General features: G+C 58.9%; 12 protein-coding genes. 6 read left to right on the top strand and 6 right to left on the bottom strand.

Annotated elements, in window-relative coordinates:
• Positions 1 to 541: 541 nt before the first annotated feature.
• From dnaA to gyrB, 5 genes are all read left to right on the top strand, one after another.
• Entirely contained in the window at positions 542 to 2,005 is a 1,464-nt protein-coding gene (gene dnaA, locus ACAM27_RS02510; protein WP_011783582.1) for a chromosomal replication initiator protein DnaA, read from the top strand.
• Between the two features lie 60 nt (positions 2,006 to 2,065).
• On the top strand, positions 2,066 to 3,169 hold the full coding sequence (gene dnaN / locus ACAM27_RS02505) for a DNA polymerase III subunit beta (protein ID WP_014419997.1): 1,104 nt from the start codon (positions 2,066 to 2,068) through the stop codon (positions 3,167 to 3,169).
• Between the two features lie 18 nt (positions 3,170 to 3,187).
• Positions 3,188 to 4,459 carry an AarF/ABC1/UbiB kinase family protein gene (locus ACAM27_RS02500; protein WP_114434619.1) on the top strand — a complete coding sequence of 424 codons (1,272 nt, stop codon included), beginning with the start codon at positions 3,188 to 3,190 and terminating at the stop codon, positions 4,457 to 4,459.
• 102 nt (positions 4,460 to 4,561) lie between these two features.
• Positions 4,562 to 5,683: a DNA replication/repair protein RecF gene (gene recF, locus ACAM27_RS02495; protein WP_121208023.1), complete on the top strand. Its 1,122-nt coding sequence runs from the start codon at positions 4,562 to 4,564 to the stop codon at positions 5,681 to 5,683.
• Positions 5,684 to 5,750: 67 nt separating this feature from the next.
• Positions 5,751 to 8,165: a DNA topoisomerase (ATP-hydrolyzing) subunit B gene (gyrB, locus tag ACAM27_RS02490; protein WP_113879386.1), complete on the top strand. Its 2,415-nt coding sequence runs from the start codon at positions 5,751 to 5,753 to the stop codon at positions 8,163 to 8,165.
• A 100-nt stretch (positions 8,166 to 8,265) separates the two neighbouring features.
• Here gyrB and ACAM27_RS02485 read toward each other — a convergent pair whose 3' ends face one another.
• The 3 genes from ACAM27_RS02485 to ACAM27_RS02475 all read right to left on the bottom strand — a co-directional run bounded on the left by ACAM27_RS02485 (position 8,266) and on the right by ACAM27_RS02475 (position 12,277).
• Complete coding sequence (locus ACAM27_RS02485) at positions 8,266 to 9,033, bottom strand: VC0807 family protein (RefSeq protein ID WP_011783587.1); 768 nt, start codon at positions 9,031 to 9,033, stop codon at positions 8,266 to 8,268.
• Between the two features lie 105 nt (positions 9,034 to 9,138).
• Positions 9,139 to 10,416: an aspartate aminotransferase family protein gene (locus ACAM27_RS02480; RefSeq protein ID WP_022992627.1), complete on the bottom strand. Its 1,278-nt coding sequence runs from the start codon at positions 10,414 to 10,416 to the stop codon at positions 9,139 to 9,141.
• A gap of 88 nt (positions 10,417 to 10,504) precedes the next feature.
• Positions 10,505 to 12,277, bottom strand: coding sequence for an ABC transporter transmembrane domain-containing protein (locus tag ACAM27_RS02475; protein WP_222447417.1), 1,773 nt, complete (start codon positions 12,275 to 12,277; stop codon positions 10,505 to 10,507).
• A 226-nt stretch (positions 12,278 to 12,503) separates the two neighbouring features.
• Here ACAM27_RS02475 and ACAM27_RS02470 point away from each other — a divergent pair, with 226 nt between their 5' ends.
• A complete protein-coding gene (locus ACAM27_RS02470; protein ID WP_369612485.1) occupies positions 12,504 to 14,297 on the top strand; it encodes an ABC transporter ATP-binding protein/permease in 1,794 nt (597 codons plus the stop codon).
• Between the two features lie 9 nt (positions 14,298 to 14,306).
• Here ACAM27_RS02470 and recD read toward each other — a convergent pair whose 3' ends face one another.
• Genes recD through recC form a run of 3 tightly spaced genes read right to left on the bottom strand, consistent with a single transcriptional unit; the run spans position 14,307 to position 23,871 of the window.
• The gene (gene recD / locus ACAM27_RS02465) at positions 14,307 to 16,559 is read right to left on the bottom strand and encodes an exodeoxyribonuclease V subunit alpha (protein WP_369612484.1); all 2,253 of its coding nucleotides are present in this window, start codon (positions 16,557 to 16,559) and stop codon (positions 14,307 to 14,309) included.
• Positions 16,556 to 20,281 (bottom strand): exodeoxyribonuclease V subunit beta, encoded by a 3,726-nt coding sequence (gene recB / locus ACAM27_RS02460; RefSeq protein WP_369612483.1) that lies wholly within the window; start codon positions 20,279 to 20,281, stop codon positions 16,556 to 16,558. The genes recD and recB overlap by 4 nt, the downstream gene beginning before the upstream one ends.
• Complete coding sequence (gene recC / locus ACAM27_RS02455; protein WP_369612482.1) at positions 20,278 to 23,871, bottom strand: exodeoxyribonuclease V subunit gamma; 3,594 nt, start codon at positions 23,869 to 23,871, stop codon at positions 20,278 to 20,280. The genes recB and recC overlap by 4 nt, the downstream gene beginning before the upstream one ends.
• Positions 23,872 to 23,933: the final 62 nt, after the last annotated feature.

Below are 23,933 nucleotides of genomic sequence, written 5' to 3'. Positions count from 1 at the left end.
GGTTATGGTTTGGTCAGGCAAGATTCTGGCATGGGTACTAACCGACATGGCGAGTAATAGAATCTGTAAGGTCTTTTTAAAATTCTTTCAAAGATATTTATTACTGTTGTTAGGCACCTTGATTTCTGTGGATAAGGTAAAATTCATATTAGTAATCATGAAATTAACGCCATGACAAAGCTTGTGACAGATACCGGTGAGCCCTGTGGATTTCGTCATCACGGATTGTGCACAAGTGGGATAGGTGATGGTGAACTGAGTTATGCAAGTATCCGTCAAGATCTTTCCCACAGGACTGAACCCCGGGTTTGCACAAGCTTCTGTGAATAACTTTTTTTCAGGCATTTTCTGTACACAAGGCTGTAGATATGTCTGAAACAATCTGAAAAATATAAAGAAAAGTTTCCACAGGGTGTTTATGACAAAGGTTTCCGGCCTTTTACTGAAGGCTCGTGCAGGTTAGAATCTCCGGTCACTTCAGGCACCGGTTGGCGTTGGTTTAACGGTGCCTTATCAGTCAGGTTTTCGGGAGCAGGCGGTCGTGCCGAACAGTATGTGGCATCAATGTCTTGAAGTACTCCGGGATGAGTTTCCCGCACAGCAGTTCAATACCTGGTTGAGACCCCTTCAGTCTGATCACCGGGAGGGGCAGCTCATGCTGTTTGCCCCGAACCGGTTTGTGATGGACTGGGTCAATGAAAAATACCTCCGCCGTATAGAAGAAGTATTGAAGGATCTGAATGGTGGTCAGGCGCCACGAGTCATGATGAAAGTGGGCTCTGCGCCCAAGCCCACAGATCCGGTGGTTCGCTCCGAAGTGGCGCCGCCGGTCCGGGTCTCGGAAGAAACCGAGCAGACCGTTACGGAAGAAGAAAGAAGTGTTGCGGCTACTGTTGCGGATTCAGCACCAAGAGCGATGTCTGCGCCGGCACCCAAGGCCCAGGCCGAGCGCCGTCCGGTGCAGGTAGAAGGTGATATCAAACACCAGAGTTTTCTTAATGAAACCTTTACCTTCGATACCTTTGTCGAGGGTAAATCGAACCAGCTGGCCCGGGCTGCCTCCATGCAGGTGGCAGAAAACCCCGGTGGTGCCTACAACCCGCTGTTTCTCTATGGCGGCGTGGGCCTGGGTAAAACCCACCTGATGCATGCCATTGGCAATGAGATTGTGCGTCGCAACCCGCGCGCGAAGGTAGCCTATCTGCGTTCGGAACGGTTTGTGGCCGACATGGTCAAGGCACTGCAGCTGAATGCCATCAATGAGTTCAAACGCTATTACCGGTCGGTGGATGCGCTGCTGATTGACGATATCCAGTTTTTTGCCCGCAAGGAACGCTCTCAGGAGGAGTTTTTCCACACCTTTAATGCGCTGCTTGAAGGTGGCCAGCAGGTGATCGTGACCTGTGACCGTTTCCCGAAAGAAATCTCTGATATGGAGGAGCGGCTGAAATCCCGCTTTGGCTGGGGCCTGACGGTGATGGTCGAGCCTCCGGAACTGGAAACACGGGTGGCGATCCTGATGAAGAAGGCGGAACAGGCCAATGTGAAACTCAGCAGCGAGGCCGCGTTCTTTATTGCACAGAAAATCCGATCAAACGTTCGTGAGCTTGAAGGGGCGCTGCGTCTGGTGATAGCGAATGCTCACTTCACTGGCTCGGAGATTACCCCGCCGTTTATCCGTGAGAGCCTCAAGGATCTTCTGGCCCTGCATGAAAAGCAGGTGAGCATCGATAATATCCAGCGAACGGTGGCTGAGTACTACAAGATCAAGGTGGCGGATCTGCTGTCCAAACGCCGCACTCGCACAGTCACCCGGCCGCGCCAGGTGGCTATGTCCCTGGCCAAGGAACTGACCAACCATAGCCTGCCGGAGATTGGCGACGCGTTCGGTGGGCGTGACCACACCACCGTTCTGCATGCCTGTAAAAAGATTGTTGAATTGCAGGAAACCGATCCCGGTATCCGTGAGGATTATCAGAATTTTATGAGATTGCTGACCACCTGATTGAAGGTGGCCCGTACGAACAACACATACATTCACTTCCGATAACTGAAGCCGAGTGCCATGAAACTGACCATCAGCCGTGAATCACTGATCACCCCGCTGCAAAGCATCGCGGGCGTTGTGGAAAAGAAACAGACCATGCCGGTGTTGTCCAACGTCCTGCTGGAAGCGGAAGACAATACGCTGACACTGACCGGTACCAATATGGAAGTGGAGCTGGTGGCTCGGGTAGCACCAGTCCATGTGGATCAGCCTGGTCGTATCACGGTTCCGGCGCGGAAGTTGGCGGATATCTGCCGGGCCCTGGGGGATGAGGCGCCTATCGATCTGGCATTGGAAGGCGATCGTCTGCATCTGCGCGCCGGAAATTCCCACTTCACCCTGTCGACGCTGCCGGCGGAGCACTTTCCCAATGTCGAAGATGAGCCGGAAAGCTTCCGCCTGGCATTGCCACAGAAAGAGCTCGGTCGCATGCTGGATGCCACTGCGTTCGCCATGGCCCAGCAGGATGTGCGTTATTACCTGAACGGGTTGTTGCTGGAAGTGGATGTTAATCATGCCCGGGTTGTTGCTACCGATGGTCATCGTCTGGCCATGGCCCAGTTCGATCTGGATACCGGGTGTCCAGAGTTGCGGCAGGTTATTGTGCCTCGTAAAGGTGTGCTGGAGCTGGCCCGGCTTCTGGATGATGAAGAATCGCCGGTTACGCTGGTCATCGGTGACAATCATCTGCGGGCGACGGTGGGCAGCTATACCTTTACCTCCAAGTTGATTGAAGGCAAGTTCCCGGATTACAACCGGGTGATCCCGCGGGGCGGTGACAAGACCGTACTGGCTGATCGTTCAACGCTGAAAAGTACCCTGCAGCGGGCGGGCATTCTGTCGCACGAGAATATCCGTGGTGTGCGTCTGAACCTTTCTCCCAACCAGTTGCAGGTGTTCGCCAATAACCCTGATCAGGAACAGGCCGAAGATGCGTTGCCGGTAGAGTATCAGGGCGAATCACTGCAGATCGGGTTTAATGTAGGCTATCTGGTGGATGTCATGAATGCACTGGATGATGACCAGGTGAAGATTACGTTGTCGAATCCCAACAGCAGTGCGCTGATTGAGGCTCAGAACGACAACCGTTGCCTGTATGTTGTCATGCCGATGCGACTGTAATCAGGTTTGGAGGGCTCTATGGGTGCTGTAACGAATGGAATCAAAGGCGCGTTCAGGATCGGTCAGACCCTATCTGTGCTTGGCCGCACCGGGGTAAACTGGGTTCGGGGCGATCGGCCCCCTGCCCCGAAACTGTTAAGGCAGACCTTCGAAAGTCTGGGCGCAACCTACATCAAGCTGGGACAGTTTATTGCCAGCTCACCGACCTTTTTCCCCAAGGAATATGTGGAGGAGTTCCAGTTCTGCCTCGACAAAACCCCGAGCCTTCCCTTCAGCGTAATCAAGAAGATCATCCGGGACGAGCTTGGTCGCCCTATTGATCAGGTGTATTCGGAAATTGATCCGGTTGCTCTGGCTTCGGCATCCATTGCCCAGGTTCATGCTGCTCGCCTGGTAACGGGTGAAGAAGTGGTGATCAAGGTTCAGAAGCCGGGTGTGGAAAACATTCTTCTGACGGACCTCAACTTTCTTTACCTGTCTGCCCGAATGCTCGAGACGCTGGCCCCGAAACTTTCCTGGACCTCCATGTCCGGCATTGTGGATGAAATTCAGAAAACCATGATGGAAGAGTGCGATTTCATCAAAGAGGCCAACAACCTGAAAGTGTTCCGGGAATTTCTGCAGAACACCCACAATGAAGACGCGACGGTGCCGCGGGTGTACGAGCATTGCAGTACTCGCCGGATTCTGACTATGGAGCGGTTCCATGGGGTTCCATTGACGGATCTGGAAAGTATTCGAGGCTTTTCCCGGGATCCGGAGCGGACATTGATTACCGCCATGAATACCTGGTTCGCCAGCCTGACCCAGTGCGAGTTTTTTCACGCAGACGTTCATGCCGGTAACCTGATGGTGCTTGAGGACGGTCGCGTTGGTTTTATCGATTTCGGCATTGTCGGTCGGATCAGGCCGGATACCTGGCAGGCCGTGAGCGATTTCATTTCGGCGATTATGGTGGGCAATTTTGACGGTATGGCTGACGCCATGATCCGGATTGGCGTTACCCGGCATACCGTGCGGGTGGACGATCTGTCTGCTGATCTTCAGCGTCTGTATCGTCAGATGGATCGCATGGTGCCGGATGATGTGCCCTATGAAGTGGAACGGGCCGAGGACGACGTGAATAATATCCTGATGGACATGGTAAAGGTTGGCGAAAGTCACGGTTTGCATTTCCCCCGTGAATTCGCCTTGCTGCTCAAGCAGTTCTTGTATTTCGACCGCTATGTTCACATCCTGGCGCCAGAAATGGATGTGTTCATGGACGAACGGCTAACCATGCTTCATTAACCGGTCTACCGGGGTTTCTAGTACACTAGGGCGATATCGGAAACGGTATCGCCCTTTCTCGTTTTGGTCGTCCGAATTTTCAGCCTGAGCACTCCCTTACCCATGGCGTTAGTCAAACTCCAGACACAGCATTTCCGAAACCTGTTATCTGCGCCTGTAGAATTTTCACCGTCCTTCAATCTTCTTTATGGCGCCAATGGCAGTGGTAAAACCAGTGTGCTGGAGGCAATTGGTTATCTTGGCCTTGGCCGGTCGTTTCGGGTCAGCCGGCATCAGGCAGTGGTGGCCCACGGGCAGTCGAAGCTGACTGTCTTCGGGGCACTGGATTCAGGTCTGTTGGCGCAAGCGTCTTCAGAAAAGGTTGAGCACAGGATTGGCATTTCCCGGGATGTCAGCCTCAAGGAAACCCAGTTGCGGGTAGATGGTGAGGCGGTTCGCAGTCTTTCGTTTCTGGCGATGCATCTTCCGGTCTCGGTGATTGATCCCGGTGTGTTCGACATTGTTGCCGGTGGTCCGGGCAAACGCCGACAGTTTCTGGATTGGTTAGTGTTCCACGTGGAACCTTCCTTTTCTGCCCTGTGGCAACAGGTTCAGAGGGTCACGTCACAGCGGAATCAAATGCTGAGAAATGGTAGACTGGACGAATCGTTGATGCGGGTCTGGGATTCCCAGTACGGCGCCTTGGCGGAGTCGTTGAGTGACATCCGCGAAACTGTCTTCCATCGCTTCAAGATCGCTTTTGAATCGGTGTTGGCGGAGCTGGATGCGCCTTGGGTGGAAGGTCTGAAGATGGACTTCTACCCGGGCTGGGATCGAAGCACAGCGTTGACCGAAGTACTGGTTAACCATCGCGAACAGGAACGTCGTATGGGTCACACCTTATACGGCCCGAACCGGGCGGATATCCGCCTGAAGTTTGGTGGTCGTCCGGTGGCGGAAACGTTCTCGCGGGGGCAGCAAAAGACACTGGTGATCCTGATGAAGATTGCTCAGGGCAAGGTGTTGAGTGATCTTGGCAAACAGGTGACGTTTCTGTTGGACGATATCAACGCCGAGTTGGATGTTCGACATCGCGTTATGCTGGCTCGCAACTTACAGGAACTGCGTTGTCAGGTGTTTATCACCTCCATTGAGCATCCGGAACCGGACACGTTGTGGCACGATGGGGATACACCTGAATACAGAATGTTCCACGTGGAACATGGACAATTGACGGAAGAATAGCTGAGCCTGGCGGGTTCGCGAATGATCGTGTCGCCAGGGCTGGGCTCACCTCCAGGAGTCTCTTTTAATGAGTGAATCGAACTACAATTCCTCCAGTATCAAAGTCCTCAAAGGACTCGACGCGGTGCGTAAACGGCCCGGTATGTACATCGGTGATACCGACGATGGCACCGGCCTGCATCACATGGTCTTTGAGTTGGTGGATAACTCCATCGATGAGGCTCTGGCCGGTTACTGTTCTGAAATCGGCATCATCATCCACCCGGACGAATCCATTACCGTAAAAGACAACGGTCGCGGTATCCCGGTCGATCTTCATGAAGAGGAAGGTGTTTCGGCCGCCGAGGTCATCATGACCGTCTTGCACGCCGGTGGTAAGTTCGACGACAACTCCTACAAGGTCTCCGGCGGTCTGCACGGCGTGGGTGTGTCTGTGGTCAACGCCCTGTCTTCCTCGCTGACCCTCACCATCCGCCGGGATGGCAAGGTCTACGAGCAGAGCTACACCCACGGCGTGCCCAATGCGCCCCTGGGCGAAGTCGGTGAAACCGATGCCTCCGGTACAAAGGTTCACTTTATTCCCTCGCCGGAAACCTTCACTCATATCCAGTTCCATTACGACATCCTGGCCAAGCGCCTGCGGGAACTCGCTTTCCTGAACAGTGGTGTGCGTATCCGCCTGACGGATGAGCGTTCAGGCAAGGAGGAGATTTTTGAATATGAAGGTGGTCTGCGGGCCTTTGTTGAGCACCTGAATACCAACAAGACGGCCATCAACCGTGTCTTCCATTTCAACCGTGAGCGGGAAGATGGCATTGCGGTAGAAGTGGCCATGCAGTGGAACGATGCCTTCCAGGAAAACATCTACTGCTTCACCAACAATATTCCCCAGCGGGATGGTGGTACTCACCTGGCCGGTTTCCGGGCAGCACTGACCCGCTCTCTGAACAACTACATTGATCATGAAGGCCTAGGCAAGAAAGCCAAGGTAGCGACCTCCGGTGATGATGCCCGGGAAGGCCTGACCGCTATCATCAGTGTGAAAGTGCCCGATCCCAAGTTCTCCTCCCAGACCAAGGACAAGCTGGTGTCCTCGGAAGTGAAGACGGCGGTGGAGCAGGAACTGTATCAGAGCTTTGCGGAGTACCTGCAGGAGCAACCCAACGAAGCCAAGCAGATCGTTAACAAGATGATCGAAGCGGCCCGTGCCCGGGAAGCAGCCCGTAAGGCCCGGGATATGACCCGCCGTAAGGGCGCCCTGGACATTGCCGGCCTGCCCGGCAAGCTGGCGGACTGCCAGGAAAAAGACCCTGCCCTCTCCGAACTGTTCATTGTGGAGGGTGATTCTGCGGGTGGCAGTGCCAAGCAGGGCCGTGATCGTAAGACCCAGGCCATCCTGCCCCTGAAAGGTAAGATCCTGAACGTCGAGAAAGCCCGTTTTGACAAGATGCTGTCTTCCGCGGAAGTTGGCACTCTGATCACGGCACTGGGTTGTGGCATCGGCCGCGAAGAGTTCAACCCGGACAAACTCCGTTATCACTCCATCATCATCATGACCGATGCCGATGTGGACGGTTCACACATCCGTACCCTGCTGCTGACCTTCCTGTTCCGCCAGATGCGGGAAATCATCGAGCGCGGCCATGTGTTCATTGCCATGCCGCCACTGTACAAGGTCAAGCGTGGCAAACAGGAGCAATACCTGAAGGACGAGAAGGCGAAGGAAGCCTATCTGACCCAGACGGCCCTGGAAGGCGCCCAGCTCTATGTGAACCCGGAAGCACCGGCCATCAAGGATTCCGCCCTGGAAACCATGGTGAAGGATTATCAGGCAGTGATGGCGATGATCGATCGCCTGTCCCGGGCCTATCCGGCCAAGGTACTGCAGCAGATGGTCTACAACAGTACGCTCAAGCCGGAACACCTGAAGGAAGAGGCTGAAGTGGCCCGTTGGGTGGCGCGCCTGGGTGAAGGTCTGGATCTGGATACCCGCACGGGCACCAAGTACACCTTCTCCGTTACCCGCGATGAGGAACGGGGCCTGTACCTGCCCAAAGTCACCATCTTTGTGCATGGCATTCCCCATGAGCATGTGTTCAGTCATGACTTCTTCGAGTCTTCGTCCTACGGGGCCATTGCCCGTCTGGGCGAGACCCTGGAGGGGCTGATTGAGGATGGCGCCTACATCCAGCGTGGCGAGCGCAAGCAGTCTGTGCTGTCCTTCGAGGGCGCCCTGGAGTGGCTGATGAAGGAAGCCCAGCGTGGCCTGAACATCCAGCGTTACAAGGGGCTGGGTGAAATGAACCCGGACCAGCTGTGGGAAACCACCATGGATCCGGAAACCCGCCGGATGATGAAGGTTACCATTGAGGATGCGATTGCCGCTGACCAGATCTTCACCACACTGATGGGGGATGATGTGGAGCCACGGCGGGACTTCATCCAGAGCAACGCGCTGGAAGTGACCAACCTGGATATCTGATCAGACAAACCTTGTTGGCAATAAAAAACGGTGGCTCCTTGTGGATGCCACCGTTTTTTTATGGGTGTCCGGGGAACCCGGAAACCGGTGTTGTAATAACCTATTTCGAGGACCCTGACTCTGCCCTCTTCCGTTCCTTTTCTTTTTCCTTTTCAATCAGATGTGGCGCCATAACCTCTTCCAGGGTATACCCCGTCAGGCGCCGGATGGTGCGCCAGAGGTAATAGAAGATCAGCATCATCATCACCATGGAGGGGATGGCAATCATCGGATAGCTCACCAGGGTCATGCGGCCCAGTTCCTCATTGAAGGCCTGGGTGCCCGAAGGGCTCACCACAATCCATTTCGCCAGCACATAATTCATGATGGACGAGAACAGGAAGGTGCCGGCAAAGAAATAGCTGGCCTTAAGTAGCCGCCCTTCAAACTCCTCCACGCAGTTCTTTTCTTCCAGTGAGGCCTGAATCTTGTCCACGTCCAGCACATTCGGGTTATAAAGCAGAGTACGGACCAGGGGGTACCTGGTGCGCGTAGACACCAGTACCGCCAGACCAATGACGGCGGGCACGGCCGCTTCCTTGATGGCGAGCCAGCCGGCATCCAGTTCCAGCAAACCAATGCCGCCGGTGAGGCCGACACTGATCAGGCCCAGCAAGGCGATGAAGTTTTTCTTGTGGTAGCGCACCAGCTCGAACAGGCCCCAGCCCAGGGGAAACGCCAGGCCGATGATCAGCGCATTGACGCTGCCGAGGTGTTCGTCACCACTGAACTTCATCAGAATCACCGAGGGAATGATGATACTGACCAGCAGGTCGATCCAGGGTCTGGGTTGGTGGTCTGGAGTGGGAGAATTACTCTGGGACGTCATGGTTACCGCCTGATCGGTGAATCAACGGCAGAACCCGAGGGGGCACTGCCGGAAAGAGCTTCCGGCAGTATACGACGAATAGGAAGTCAGACGTAACCGCCTGGTTCAGGCGCCCACTTCCTTCAGGCATTCCTCAACAATATTCAGCCCTTCTTCCAGCACTTCGTCTTCGATGGTCACCGGCATCAGGAATCGCAGTGTGTTGCCGTGCATACCGCAACTCAGCAGGATCAGTCCTTTCTCCTTTGCCTTTTTGGTAATGGCCCCGGCCAGTTCTGGCATGGGCTTGTGACTTTCCTTGCTTTCCACCAGCTCGAAGGCCGCCATGGGGCCCAGATTTCGAGCGTTGTCCACATGGGTGAACTGCTCCTGCCATTGGTCGAACCGGGCTCTGAGTTTCTCGCCCAGGCGCTGGCTCCTGCCAAGGATATCTTCTTCCTTGATGACATCGAACACCGCCAGGGCGGCGGCGCACGCGGTGGGGCTGCCGGTGTAGGTACCGCCCAGGGAGTTCGGGCCGGAGGAGTCCATCACCTTGTCGGTGCCGACGATGGCCGAGATGGGCATGCCATCGGCCATGGATTTGGCCATGGTCATAATGTCCGGCTCAATACCACTGTGTTCGATGGCGAACAGCTTGCCGGTGCGGCCAAAGCCACTTTGCACTTCATCCACGATCATCATGATGTCGTTTTCATCGCAGATCTTGCGGATGGCTTTCAGGAAACTTGGCGGTGCCGGGTAGAAACCACCCTCACCCAGAACCGGTTCCAATACGATGGCGGCGGTTTCATGGGCCGGGGAGTCGGCTTTCATGGTCATCGCCAGGCCACGCAGGGACTCTTCTTCGGAAATGCCATGGTAAGGCACCGGGTAAGGCGCGCGGTAGACCAGGCCGGGCATGGGCCCGAAGGAGGTCTGGTAAGGGGCGGCCTTGCCGTTCATGGCCATGGTGAAGAAGGTGCGGCCGTGGTAACCGCCGTCAAAACAGATAACGTTGTTTTTGCCGGTGGCTGCGCGGGCAATCTTGACCGCGTTTTCCAATGCCTCGGCGCCGGAGTTGGCCAGCATGACCTTGCCGTGGCCTTTTACCGGCACCACTTCGCTCAGTTTCTGGGCCAGCTTCACGTAGCCCTCGTAGGGCATCACCGTCTGGCAGGTGTGCATCAGTTTGTCGAGCTGCGCCTTGACGGCCTCAACCACCCTGGGATGTCGATGGCCGATGTTCAATACGCCGATACCGCCGGCGAAATCGATCATGCGTTTGCCATCTGCGTCCCAGACCTCTGCGTTCAGGGCGTGATCTGCAAATTGATCATTGGGGCTTGCTGCGCCCGCGGCGACGTATCGCTCTTTGAGTGCCTGCAATTCTTTGTTGCTCACTTTGCGTGTCTCCCTGTGTCAGGATTAGGAATTTCTAGTACCAGTGTAGGGAGTACGCACCCAACACACAAACCGACCAACGGGGCACTCAGTGTTCTGTCTGGCTCCCGGTGTCCCGGAATTGCAGGCTGGCCAGGCGCCGGTACAACGCGTTATCGCGGATCAACTGGTCGTGACTGCCCACTGCCAGCAGTCGGCCTTCGTCAAATACCGCGATCCTGTCGGCGTCCCGCACCGTTGCCAGCCGGTGAGCAATCACCAGGGTAGTCCGGCCCTCCGTGAGCGCCGGCATGGCCTGCTGAATCAGATGTTCGCTTTCCGCATCCAGGGCGCTGGTGGCTTCATCAAGCAGCAGAATCGGAGCGTCGGCCAACAGCGCACGGGCAATCGCCAGACGTTGTTTCTGGCCACCGGAAAGGCCCTGGCCGGCATCACCCAGGGGCGTGTCGTAACCCTGTGGCAGGGCCTGAATAAATTCGTGGGCGTGGGCAATACGGGCGGCCTGCTCGATCTCAGCCTGATTGGCCTCGGGCCGGGCGTAGCGCAGATTATCGGCGACAGTGCCATGAAACAGGGCGGGATTCTGCGGCACCAGAGCGAAACACCGTCGCAGGTCAGCCAGTGGAACCTTGGCGGTGTCTATGCCATCCAACCGGATAGAACCGTCCTGTAGCGGATAGAAACCCAGTAGCAGATCAAACAACGTGGATTTACCGGCACCGGACGGTCCGACCAGGGCAAGGGTTTCACCCGGCTGGATTTCCAGAGAGACCCTGGCAAGCGCTGGCCGTTCCGTGCGCCCGCTGTAGCTGAAGCTCAGGTTATCCAGAGTAATTGCACCGGTCACTGTGCCCGGAAGCCGGTCCGTTCCCGTCTCGGGACGCCGCTCCGGCTCGGTTTGCAGCAGCTCAAACAGGCGAGCTGCGGAACCGGCGGCGCGCTGCAATTCGCCAATCACCTCACTGATGGCTCCAGCCGCCACGCCAACCAGAAGGCTATAGAACACAAAGGCTGCCAGCTCCCCCGGTGAGATTCGGCCATGAATCACGTCCAGCCCGCCAATCCAGATGACAATACCGACGGCGCCCATCACCAGGGAAATCGCCAGTGTGGTCAGCCAGGCGCGCTGCCGAATCCGTTGCCGGGCAATATCGAAGGCTTTTTCAGAAACCTCGGCGAAATAGCGGCGGTCGTGAGGCTGATGATTGAAGGCCTGTACGGTTTTGATCTGGCTGAGATTCTCCCCGACATAACTGCCAACATCCGCCACCCGGTCCTGACTCAGTCGGGACAGCGCCCGCACCCGGCGGCCGTAAAACAGGATCGGCGCAATCACCAGCGGAAACCCCAGCAGGATGATGCTGGCCAGCTTGGCGTTGGTGACAAACAGAAGAATCAGCCCGCCGATAAGCATCAGCGTGTTGCGCAGAGCGATGGAGACGGTGGAGCCAATCACCGATTGCAGTACGGTGGTGTCAGCCGTAAACCGGGACTGAATCTCCAGGGCCCGGTTCTGTTCAAAGAAGCTGGGCGTGAGATCGATCAGGTGATTGAATACCCGTTTGCGAATATCTGCCACCACCCGTTCGCCAATCCAGGACACCAGGTAGAATCGGGCAAACGAACCAAAGGCCAGGCCGAGGACCAGCACGAAAAACAGGCCGATAGCCTTGGCGAGGTTTTCCGGAGACTGCGTGGCCAGGCCCTGATCGACCAGAATGCGCAGGCCCTGGCCCAGACCAAGAGTGATGCCGGCAGTAATAACCAGTGCCACCAGTGCCCCTACAACCGCGCGTCGATAGGGACTGATAAACTCGATGACAAGTCTTAGAGCTTTACGATGGTTGGGGCTGATGGTCACTCTCCTGATCGATCAAAGTTTAATTAAGCCGTTTCTTTTACGATTTGTCCTCAGATGAAGACGTATCATAGCTGTTAGCAAGAGTGCACGGGATGGGGAGCCTTTCCGGGACCGTCAAAAGCCAGGGATGGCTTTTGTCGAGCGTACAGGGATGTATTTACAGCGTGTCCCGGAAAGGCTCCCCATCTCGGGCGCTCGACATCTCCAAAAGTTCAAGGATATTACATTGAGAGCCTACGCCGACAACGACTACCCCGCCGATCATAAGCCAGACTGGTCGATTATTTCCGGGCTGTGGCCGTATCTTCTGGAATTCAGGGGGCGGGTCGCGTTGGCTATGGCGATGCTGGTTTTGGCAAAGCTGGCCACCGTCGCCACCCCGGTGGCACTGAAATACATTGTCGACTACCTGGACCAGAACCGAGGTGCCGACATGCTGCTGTGGATTCCGGTTGTCTTGGTAGTGGCCTACGGTAGCCTGCGTTTTGGTGCCACCCTGTTCAGCGAACTGCGGGATGCCGTGTTTGCGCGGGTCGCGGAGCGGGCTATGCGGCGGGTCTCTCTGCGGGTGTTTGAACACCTGCACCAGAGGGAACTGGGATTTCATCTGGACCGTAAAACCGGTGGCCTGGCCCGGGATATTGAACGCGGCACCAACGGCATCAGCTTTCTGCTGCGCTTCACCCTGTTCAACATCGTGCCTACCATCCTGGAAATCCTGCTGGTGGCGGGCATCCTGCTGGTGGTGTTCAACGTCGGGTATGTCGTCGCCATTCTGGTGGCGGTGGTTGTGTATGTGGTGTTCTCCATCAAGATCACCGAATGGCGGACGAAATTTGTTCGGGAGGCCAACGCCCGGGATAACCAGTCCAACTCCCGGGCCATCGACAGCCTGCTCAACTACGAAACCGTCAAATACTTCAACAACGAACGCTACGAAGCCGAGCTTTACGATCAGGACCTGGATGAGTGGGAAAAGGCTCGGTTGAAGAACCGTCTGTCGCTGGCCACCCTGAACGCTGGCCAGGCATTGATCATCGGCGTGGCGCTGATCGTCATTATGGCCATGGCGGTACGCGAAGTGGCCAGCGGCGAAATCACTCTGGGTGATTTCACCATGATCAACGCCTACCTGATCCAGCTGTTCATTCCTCTGAATGCCCTGGGCTTTGTCTACCGGGAAATTCGCCAGGCCCTGGTGAATGTGGAGCGTCTATTCAAACTGCTGGGTGACCAACCGGCAATCCATGACGCGTCGGATGCCAGGCCCCTGGTTGTGGATAACGGAGAGGTATGCTTCGAACATATCCACTTTGCCTACCGCCCGGACCGGTTGATCCTGCAAGACGTTAGCTTCACTATCCCTGCCGGCCATACCGTGGCGGTGGTGGGCGCCAGCGGTGCCGGCAAGTCTACCCTCGCCCGGCTGCTGTTCCGCTTCTACGAGGTCGATAACGGCGCTATCCGGATTGATGGCCAGGATATTCGATCGGTCACCCAAGACAGTCTGCGTTCTGCCATCGGGGTGGTACCGCAGGACACCGTACTGTTCAACGATACGCTTTACCGTAACCTGGCGTATGGCCGCCCCGAAGCGACCGAGGAAGAAGTCTACCGGGCCGCGCGCATGGCCCACCTGGAAGATTTTATCCACAGCCTTCCAGAAGGCTACGAAACGAAAGTCGGCGAGCGCGGCCTTAAGTTGTCTGGCGGCGAAAAACAGCGGGTGGCCATTGCCCGGGTTATCCTGAAGAACCCGCCAATACTGATTCTGGACGAGGCAACCTCCTCCCTGGACTCCTTGTCCGAACAGGCCATCCTCGGTGCCCTGAAAGAGGTCAGCCACCAGCGTACTACCCTGGTGATTGCCCACAGGTTATCCACAGTTCGCGATGCCAATAGCATTCTGGTGATGGACGGGGGCCGGATTGTCGAAAGTGGCAGTCATCACGAGTTGCTGGCCCGCGATGGTCATTACGCCCGTCTTTGGGAACAGCAACATCGGAGTGAGGATAACTAATGCCCGGGGCTATTGCTCCCCGAGCCGAAGCGCCAGTCCTGAAGCCCGCACCACCTGTTGGCTTACGCTGTCTTTGAACACCTGCGCATCGCCGGTAATCAGGCTGAACCAGTTCTTGGCCCGGGTGATGCCCGTGTACACCAGTTCCTTGGTCAGTACCGGGCTGAGGCGATCCGGCAGCACCAGACAGGTGTGGTTGAATTCGGAACCCTGGGACTTATGCACCGTCATGGCGTATACCGTTTCCAGCTGTTGCAAACGGCTGGGGGAAATCCAGCGAATGCCGCCGGTGCTGTCACCGCTCGGGAAGGCCACCCGAAGGGTCGTTTTTGGCTCGCCGGTTTCGGTCTTATCCCAGGGTACACTGAAGGTGAGGCCGATATCCCCGTTCATCAGGCCGAGGTTGTAGTCGTTGCCGGTGACCAGCACCGGCCGGCCGGCGTACCAGCCGTCGGTTTTGTCGATCAGTTTTTCAGCCAGCAGCTTCTGGGCGATACGCTGGTTCAAGCCCTCCACGCCCCAGGGGCCTTTGCGTAACGCACACAGCACCTGGAAATCGTTGAAGGCTTCCAACACCTCAGCGGCGTGGGCATCCCAGGCTTCCCGGGGACTGCCGGCGGTCAAATCACAGCTGTGGATAACTTCCAGATAATGGCGATAGCCTACCGGTGTTGGCAGCGCCTGGCCATTCACCACCCGGCCCTGGCCGGCGTTGCGGAAAGCCTCCGGTGAGCCGGTGATGGCGTGGTGGCAGATCAGCTCAAGTGTCTGATCCGGATCGGGTTTTGGTGTTTGGCCGTTCAGCCAGATTACATCATCAAACCCGGCGTCCCGGATCTGACCCAGTACCTGGCTGGTGAGCTCGCTGGAGTTTACGGATTCTGCCAGTTGACGGATACCACTGTCCTGTCCGAAGCGGTAGCTCTTGCGCAACATCGCCACCGCCTGGTCGAGTGGCTGGCCGGAGTTATCCACAAGGCTATCCGGTACCTGCGCGCCGGTGATGGCGGCCAGCCAACGGGCAGTATCCGGCGTGTAGTGGGCGTCCAGGGCCCGTTGGCAAAGTTCCCCCAGCACCGCACCGGCGTCCACTGAGGCCAACTGGTCCTTGTCACCAAGCAGGATCAGCTGAGCGCTGGCGGGCAGGGCATCGAATACCGAGGCCATCAGGTCGACATCCACCATGGATGCCTCATCGATGACCAGGATATCCACCAGCAACGGATTGTCTCGGTGATGTCGGAACTGGCGGGTGTCTGGCCGGCTCCCGAGTAGCCGGTGCAGGGTGGTGACCTTGGTGGGAATGTCCTCCAGTTTCACGGAGCCGGGTAGGTCGGCCAGTGGCAGCTTGCTGACCGCACCGCCAATGGATTCGTTCAGCCGGGCGGCGGCCTTGCCGGTGGGTGCGGCCAGGCGGATACGGTACTTGCGCCCTGCCCGCTCCGGGCTTTCCCCGGCCACGGCCTGCAGGGCTGCAAGAAGATTCACCACGGTGGTGGTCTTGCCGGTACCCGGACCACCGGTGATCACGGCAAAGCGGTTACGGGCGGCCAGGGCGCAGGCCAGTTTCTGGTAATCCACCGGCGCTGTGGACCGGAACAGTTTGCTGAGCGCTGTGGATAAGGTTTGCGAGGCCGCCGATTGCGGGTCGGCCAGCGGCGATGGCAGGGCCAGTCGTTGCTGTATGCCCTCAGCAATGCGTTGTTCGTAACGCCAGAACCGGCGCAGGTACAGTCGGGTGCCGTTCAGTACCAGCGGTGCCGGCACGGAGCCATCGCTCACGGCCAGAGAACCCTGCAGGGCTGCGAGGCAATCGGTTAGCTGTACCCGTGACAGCAGTTCCTGTGGATAACGCCCTTGCAGGTTGGCCACCTCGCTCTCAGACAGGCCGGTATTGGCCGGTTCTTCCGGCGGCAGCGCCAGGATCTGGCCGGCATCGTCGAGTAGCGTGGCCAGGTCAATGCACACATGCCCCCGGCCCACCTGGTGCGAGGTCAGTGCCGCCAACAGCAGCACCAGTGGTTGCGGGCCTTCGCCCTGCTCTTCGCTGAGTTCCCTGATCAGCCGGGCAAAGCCGGTATCCAGCGGGCGAATCCAGCCGGCCTGTTGCCATTGCCCTAACAGCGCCTCGGTGTCGTCAGGATGGGCCAGCAGCTGGGAGTTATCCACAGTCTCCGGTGATTCTGTGGCCGCCCGGTTCACTGGCGTGTCGTCACCCAGGTCCAGGGCAAACTGGTTTTCGGTATGGCGGGTACGGCTCATGCAGCCACCTCCCCGGACACCGGCTCGCCATCGAACAGGGCATCCAGTTGTTCGATCAGCACCCTGGGGGGCTTGTCGGTAAAGGCGCCGCCGCTGGCGGAGTTCACCCCTCGCAGGAACAGGTACACCGCGCCGCCAATGTGCTGGTCGTAGTCGTATCCCGGTAAACGGGCCTTCAGCAGCCGGTGCAGGGCCAGCAGGTAGAGGATGTATTGCAGGTCGTAGCGTTTGTCCAGAATCGCCTGGCCCATGGCCTGGTCGGTGTAGGCGTCGTCGTCCTCGCCCAGGGTATTGGATTTGTAGTCCAGCACGTAATACTGCCCCTTGTGTTCAAACACCAGGTCGATAAAGCCCTTGAGCATGCCATTGAAGCGGTTGGCCTCGGCCCGGGGCCGGTCCGCGCCGTTCAGGGTGTAACGGGTGACCAGTTTGTCCAGTGTATGGATGCTGACGTTACGGCTTTCAAACCAGAACTCCAGCTCCGGGCGCAGACTGCCCAACTGCGCCAGGCTGGCGGTATCCTGGCCATTGCGATCCAGTCGCAGTGGTTTGCGGATCAGTTCCAGCAGCCAGTGTTGCAGGGGGTCCACCCAGTCGCTCCAGCCCCGGGTGCCGCAGCGGCGGCTCAGCTGTTCGTGCAGCAGCTCGGGGTTATCCACAACCCGCTGGAAGCCCTGCGCCGTGCACCATTCCAGTAATTCGTGCAGGAAGGTGCCGGGGCCGGCGCCCTTGGGGAAATGGTGATGGTTGCGCACCGCGGGCACGGGGGGCGCTTCATCAGTGTCGTCCTGGGCACTCTCTTCCAGCAGGTTCTGGGTCTGGGCGTCTTCCACCTCGCCGGTGAAGGTAATGCCGGTGCCGGCCATGCCGGTGTATTCGATGGTGGAGTAACTGGCTATCCACCAGTCTTCCTTCGCTTCGCGGTTGGAGATCAGCGCCGGGCCCAGGGCTTCCGGGGCGGTTTCGGTGAATATTGTGTTTCCGGCTTCCGGCAGCGGGGAAATCCGGATTTCCGGGCGGTCCTGGGCCAGTGAGGCCAGAGCCTGGCTAATGGACCGCTCCGGTGTTCCGGCAATCGCATAGCCCAGGCCGCTCTGATACCAGTTATCCACAGCCGCCGCGCCCACCCAGGTGGCAAACCGGGCCCGGGTCAGGGCCACATAGAGTTTACGGATGTCCTCGCCCAGGCGTTCCTGGTCGGCCCTTTCAATGTCTTCCGGAGTCGGATCGAACACGGTCACCAGCTTGCCGGTGTCGTCATGGTAGCGAACATACGCCTGCTTCGGGTTCTCTGCCCGGAAGGCGGTGCCGAAGGGCAGGAATACCAGTGGGTATTCCAGGCCCTTGGATTTGTGCACGGTGATTACCTTTACCAGACCGGCGTCGCTTTCCAGGCGCAGGGTGCGGTGTTCGTCTTCTTCGTCTGCCGCCCGCAGGATCTGGGTGAAGTGGTGCACCAGGGCATGTTCGCCGTCCAGTTGCAGGCTGTCCTGCTGCAGCAGTTCGGCAATGTGCAGGATGTCAGTCAGTCTTCGCTCACCGTCAGGGCGTTGCAGCAGGCGGCCGGGAACCTCGAAGTCCATCAGAAAACTACGCAGCATGGGCAATACGCCCTGGCTCTGCCACTGTTGCTGGTAGCGCTGGAAGCGCTCGATTTCCCGTTCCAGTATCAGCTCATCGGTGAGCAGCCGATCCAGTGCGTGCCAGCTCTGGCCCAGGGTCGGTGTGGCCAGCGCGGCGCGGATGAACGCCAACTGCCGGGGTTCGGCAAAGGCGCGCAGCCAGCACAGTACCTCGTTCGCCTCCCGGGAGGTCAATACTGAATCCCGGTCCGACAGGTACACACTCTTGATGCGCCGCCGGCCGAGGGCGTCCCGCACCGCAGCGGCCTCGTTGCGGTTATTCACCAGTACGGCAATGTCTCTGGCTTCAACGGGTTCGAGGTCGTCCGGGCTGTCTGGCAAGGCAAAGCCGGCCTGCCTTCCCTGCCCCAGGGTCAACAATCGGGCGATTTCACTGGCGCAGGTTTCGGCCATTTCAGCCGTGGCGGTGCCCTTGGCGAGGCCTTTTGGGTTGCCCTCTTTGTCGGTTTCACCGGATTCGTGGGTCCAGAACACCAGGCTGGGCTGGACTTCACCCTGCACCGACCACAGCCGCCTGGTGCCGTTGGCATCGACGCCCTGGAACGGCAGCGGCGTGCTGTCGCCCTTGCCGAACAGGAAGGCGCCTCTGGCGCTGAACTGGTCGCTATGCTCAAACACCCGGTTGACGGCGCTCACCATGGTTTCGGCGGAGCGGAAGTTTTTGCCCAGGGTGTAAGTGCGTGCCTGCACACCCAGGCGGGCCTGCAGGTAGGTGTGGATATCGGCGCCCCGGAAACCGTAGATGGCCTGTTTCGGATCGCCGATCATCAGCAGGCAGGTGTCCGGTTGGTTGCCTTCGACGTTATAGATCCGGTTGAAGATGCGGTACTGCACCGGGTCGGTATCCTGAAACTCGTCAATCAGCGCTACCGGAAACTGGCGGCGGATGGTGGCGGCCAGTTGGTCCCCGCGGGGGCCGTGCAGCGCGTCATCCAGGCGGGTGAGCAGGTCATCAAAACCCATTTCCGAGCGCTGCTGCTTTTCCGCTTCCAGTCGCCCGGCAATCCAGTGGCTGGCGTGGCGCAGGATGTCGGACTTGGCACTGGGCGGGTTCTGGCCGAAGGCCAGCAAGGCGTCGATGGCGTCAAACGCCGGGTGCTGGGGTGCCGGGTCGTCGCCTTTCAGGATGTTGTCCAGACCCTCGGGGGTCTGGTTCTTGTAACCGGCAGCGCTGTCCAGCTTCTCCGGCAATAGCTCGTCGGATTCGGCCCAGGCGACCAGAAACTCCCACACCTTGAGCATGGCGTTCTTGCTGCCCCCGTGCAGACGCTTGCGTTTGTTCAGATCGTTCAGCAGGTCAGTGACTTCCTGTTGCCACTGGGCCCAGGGGTGGGCTTTCAGTTCACCGGCCCGCGCGAGCCGTTCGCTGACCACCTGGTCAATGGCTTCGTGCACGCTCTGGGGCGGTGTACCCAGAGCATCCGGGTCGTCGATCAGATTACGTACCGCCTTGCGCAGATCGGTGGGGGTTTTCCAGTGGCTCAGGGCTTCGTCCATAAGGGCCGGTGGTAACGGGTAAACGAAGGTACGCCAGTAATCCCTTGCCACCTCGTCCAGCAGTTCGCTCTGGTCCGTTTCCAGGGTGAGCTTGAACAGGCTGCCGCTGTCGAAGGCGTGTTCGCTGAGCATGCGGTTGCAGAAACCGTGAATGGTGGATACCGCCGCTTCGTCCATCCATTCGGCGGCCAGCAGCAGTTTCTTGCGGCAGTCAGGCCACCTGGCCGGGTCCGGATAACTGTCATCCCGCAGCTTGTGGATAAGTGCGGTTTCCGGGGTGGGTTCGAGGTGGTCAGCGGCGTCGGAAAACACCTCGGCGGCTTGGGTCAGCCGGGTGCGGATGCGGTCCCGCAGCTCCTTGGTGGCGGCGTCGGTAAAGGTGACCACCAGCAGGTTTGGTGGCAACAGGTTCTGCAGCGGGCTGTCTTCTGCCTGGCCATGGCCCAGCACCAGGCGCACATACAGGATGGCGATGGTGAAGGTTTTGCCGGTGCCGGCGCTGGCCTCGATCAGCGCGCTGCCATTCAGGGGCAGGGCCAGCGGGTCCAGGTTCGGGTTTCGGTTGGTTCTCTGTTCCGTCATTCCATACTCCCGATTTGCTCCGCCGCCGATTTGCCCTGTTCGGCCTCCCACAGAGGCACATAAAGCTGGTGCAGCAGGGCTTCAAACTCGCCGCTCGCCATCAGTGCCTCGGGACTTTCGAAGGCACCCAGCAGGTAGCCGGTGTCCCGGTCCAGGGCGGTGGAATAGGCCTGTTCTGCTTCGCTAATGGCCCGTTCGTGGTCGCCGACAGATTTCTTGCCGCCATAGAAACTGGTGATCCAGGCAAAGCCGGCTTCGCAGTGAATGGGCAGGGTCCGGGTGGTGGCTTCCATCCAGCGGCCCAGAATGGCTTCGAAGTGCTTTTGTGCCTGCTCCGGGGCCATGACCGGGAAGTGGAATTTACGGCCTTCTTCCTTGCCCAGGATCACGGTTTCATAGGGCTGGCCACTGAGTTGCCCGGCCAGGTGAACCAACCAGTCCCGCAGCAGATTGGCGTAGCGGACTTTTTTCGAGTAACCGGAGCCGGTCAGCAGACCGGAGTTGGCGATCACCAGTCGGCACAGTTGTCCTGAAGGGTTGCAGCGCAGATTGTCGATTAAATCGACCACCTCCACTGCGCCTGTGCTATCCGAGTACCGAAACTCGAACGGTAAGGGCTCGGCCACTGCTTCCGGCCACTCGGCCAGCGCGCCGCGGTAGCGTTGAAACAGGTCTGGCAGGCGGCCGGCCAGCTCGGTGCGCAGGCGATGTTCGGTCACCCCCATACCCAAATCGCCCCGCCGGGCCATACGGTCCAGAGTGGCTTCCAGGCGTTCGTGCAACTCCTCTTCACTGGCCGCTTTGACGACACCCTCATGGATCAGCTCGTTGTCCAGGCGCCAGCGGTCCAGGCCGTTCAGGTCGAAGTTTTCGTTATCGGTGTCGTCTTCTTCCACCGCTTCAAAGCGCACCTGCAGCCGGCGCTGGTAGAAGATGTCGATGGGCTTTTTCAGGAAATTCGCCAGCTCGTTCAGGCTGATGGGCTCTTCGGGCGTCTGGTACGGCAGCGCTTCCCGGCTCTGCTCCGGGTTATCCACTGCATGAGCGCTGCGCCATTCCCGTTCATAGGTGAACAGTCCCCGGGCCTGCAGCACGTCGGCCAGGGGTTTGGGTTGGGTCTCTTCACCCTCGCCCACGCCGTTGGTTCTGGGGAAATAGTCCCGGCTGAAAGGCTGCAGCGGATGCTGGGTGGTCAGAGCCCTGGTAACAGAACCATCCGGTTGCCCCGCCACGGTCCACAGACTGTTCAGGTGGTCCTGTAACTGGCCGATGAGCACCGAGGGTGGCCGTTCGGAGTCGTCCCTGATACTGCGCCCCACCCAGCTGATGTACAGCTGTTCCCGGGCGGACAACAAGGCTTCCAGAAACAGGTAGCGGTCGTCTTCCCGGCGGGAGCGGTCCCCCGGCCGATAATCCTGGGCCATCAGGTCGAAATCCACCGGCGGCCGGGAGCGAGGGTAATCGCCGTCGTTCATGCCCAGCAGGCAGACCTTGCGGAACGGAATGGCCCGCATCGGCATCAGGGTGGCGAAGTTGACCTTGCCGGCCAGGAAACGCTGGTTCAGGCCGCCCTCATCCAGGCCCTGCAGCAGCACATCCTTGACGATATTCAGGGGCAGCGGTTGCTGTTCCAGTCCGGCGGCCAGGGCATCGTCCAGCCACTGCTCCAACTGACGGCGGAAGCGGTTCAGCAACAGCAGGTCCTGGCCTTCCACCTTGTGGAAAAACTGCTCCAGCATGGCGGAGAACAAGACTTCCCATTCCCCGGGCGTGCGGGTGGCCTGCAGTGCCTGCCACAGGGCTTCCAGCTGGTGCACGAATTCGCCCAGGCGACCGGCCAGGCTGGCTTGCAGGCCGCCGATTTCACCATAGGGCTCTACCCCGCCCCAGGGCTGGTCATCGCCCATGCCATAACCCAGCAACATGGCGCGCAGCCCTGCTTGCCAGGTGTTGCGTTCCAGCTCTGCCGGCAGGTCCAGGCTTTCCCGGTGCTTGCCATGCAGGCCCCAGCGAATGTTGGCGCCTTCCACCCAGCGCCGGGCCAGAGGGATGTCGTCTTCGCTGATGTCAAAGCGGTCGCGGATGCCGGCTACTTCCAGCAAGCTGATGATTTCGCTCACACCGAAGCGGCTGCGGGGCAATGACATCAGGGTTTCCAGGGCAATCAGCACTGGTTCGTGGTGGCGCTGTCCCTGGTCGGAAATGGTGAACGGAATGTGGCGCTTGCGGCCCGGCGAGTAGCGACCGAACACCGCCTGAATATGAGGCGCGTACACGTTGATGTCAGGCACCATCACGATCACATCCCGGGGCCGCAGTGTCGGATCGGCATTGAACGCAGCCAGCAGCTGGTCGTGCAGAATTTCCACTTCCCGCTGGGGGCCGTGGGCGTCGTGGAACACCACGGAATGGTCGCGGGTCAGATCCACCGTGCGCTGCTGCTGGCGGATTTCCTGCAGCGGCGTCAGGTTGTGGATATCGTTCTGCAACTGGTGCAGCAGGCAGGGGTTATCCACATCGCCATGGTCGGTGAAGATGTCGATCTTCTGGCCCGGCGTCTGGAAACTGGCGCGGTAGTCGTCCGGGTTGTCGAACTCATCCAGCAGGCGGATGTAGTCCCGGCCCTGTTTTCCCCAGGCCGCCAGCAACGGGTTGGCGTGCTGGTGCAACTGGTCCGGGTCGTCAATTTGCGACAACACCGGGTGTGCTGCGCCCCGCTTGCGTTCGGCTTTTAACAGTTCCCGGTCGCTGATGATGTCGGCCCAGTAGAACTGGCAGGGGTTGTGGACGCACAGCACCACCTGGCTGAACCGGCTCAGTACATACAGGGCTTCCAGCGCCTGCCGGGGCAGCGACGATACTCCGAACACCACGATGCGCTTGGGCAAGCGACTGGCATTGGCCGGTTCGCTGATGCGCTGGCCCTGGGCCATAAAGCGGGTGTGGATTTGCGAACGGCTGGTGTGGGCCTCGCTGCCCACGTCCTCGACCAGCTTGCGCCAGAGCAGGGGCTGCCAGCAGGCTTCCGTATCCAGAGCTTTCTCCTCGCCCCGGGCCGTGATCACCACATCCTTGCCCTGTTCCCAGGCCGCGAGCCAGTCGGCCCGGAACACCTGGTACTGGTCGAACAGATCCGCCACTTTCTCCGCCAGCTGGAAATTGCGCAGATCGGTATCGCGGCCGTCCAGGAATCGCGCCAGTGGTGTGAAGGCCTCATCCTGCCCCACCAGCTCCGGCAACAATCGGTACAGCCGCCAGACCAGGCGGCGCTTGTCGAAGGGGGACTGCTCCGGTACTTCGCCGTCGGGCAACACCGCCCGATAGGCCTGCCAGATGAACCGGGCAGGAAACAGGAAATCCATGCCGGCGGCAATGCCCAGGCCGCCTTCCACGCCATCCTCGGTGCGCTTCTCTGCCAGCGCCAGCTTCAGCCACTGGGCAATGCCGTTACTCTGCACCAGAAAGGTCTCGCTCTGTAGCGGCGGCATGGGGTTCTGCCGGCAGATATAGACCACGGCGCGGCGCAGGTCTTCCAGATGGTTGGCATGGATGGCGTGAAAGCCGGGTTCAATGGCGGTAGAGTCGGCCATGGTTTTCCTTGTCTGATGAACAATTCAATCCTTGGGCCACAGCTTACCGCAGTTGGCCGAGA

The sequence above is a fragment of the Marinobacter sp. RI1 genome, assembly GCF_041155085.1.
GTDB lineage: Bacteria > Pseudomonadota > Gammaproteobacteria > Pseudomonadales > Oleiphilaceae > Marinobacter > Marinobacter nauticus.
This window is presented reverse-complemented; position numbering and strand designations above follow the sequence as displayed.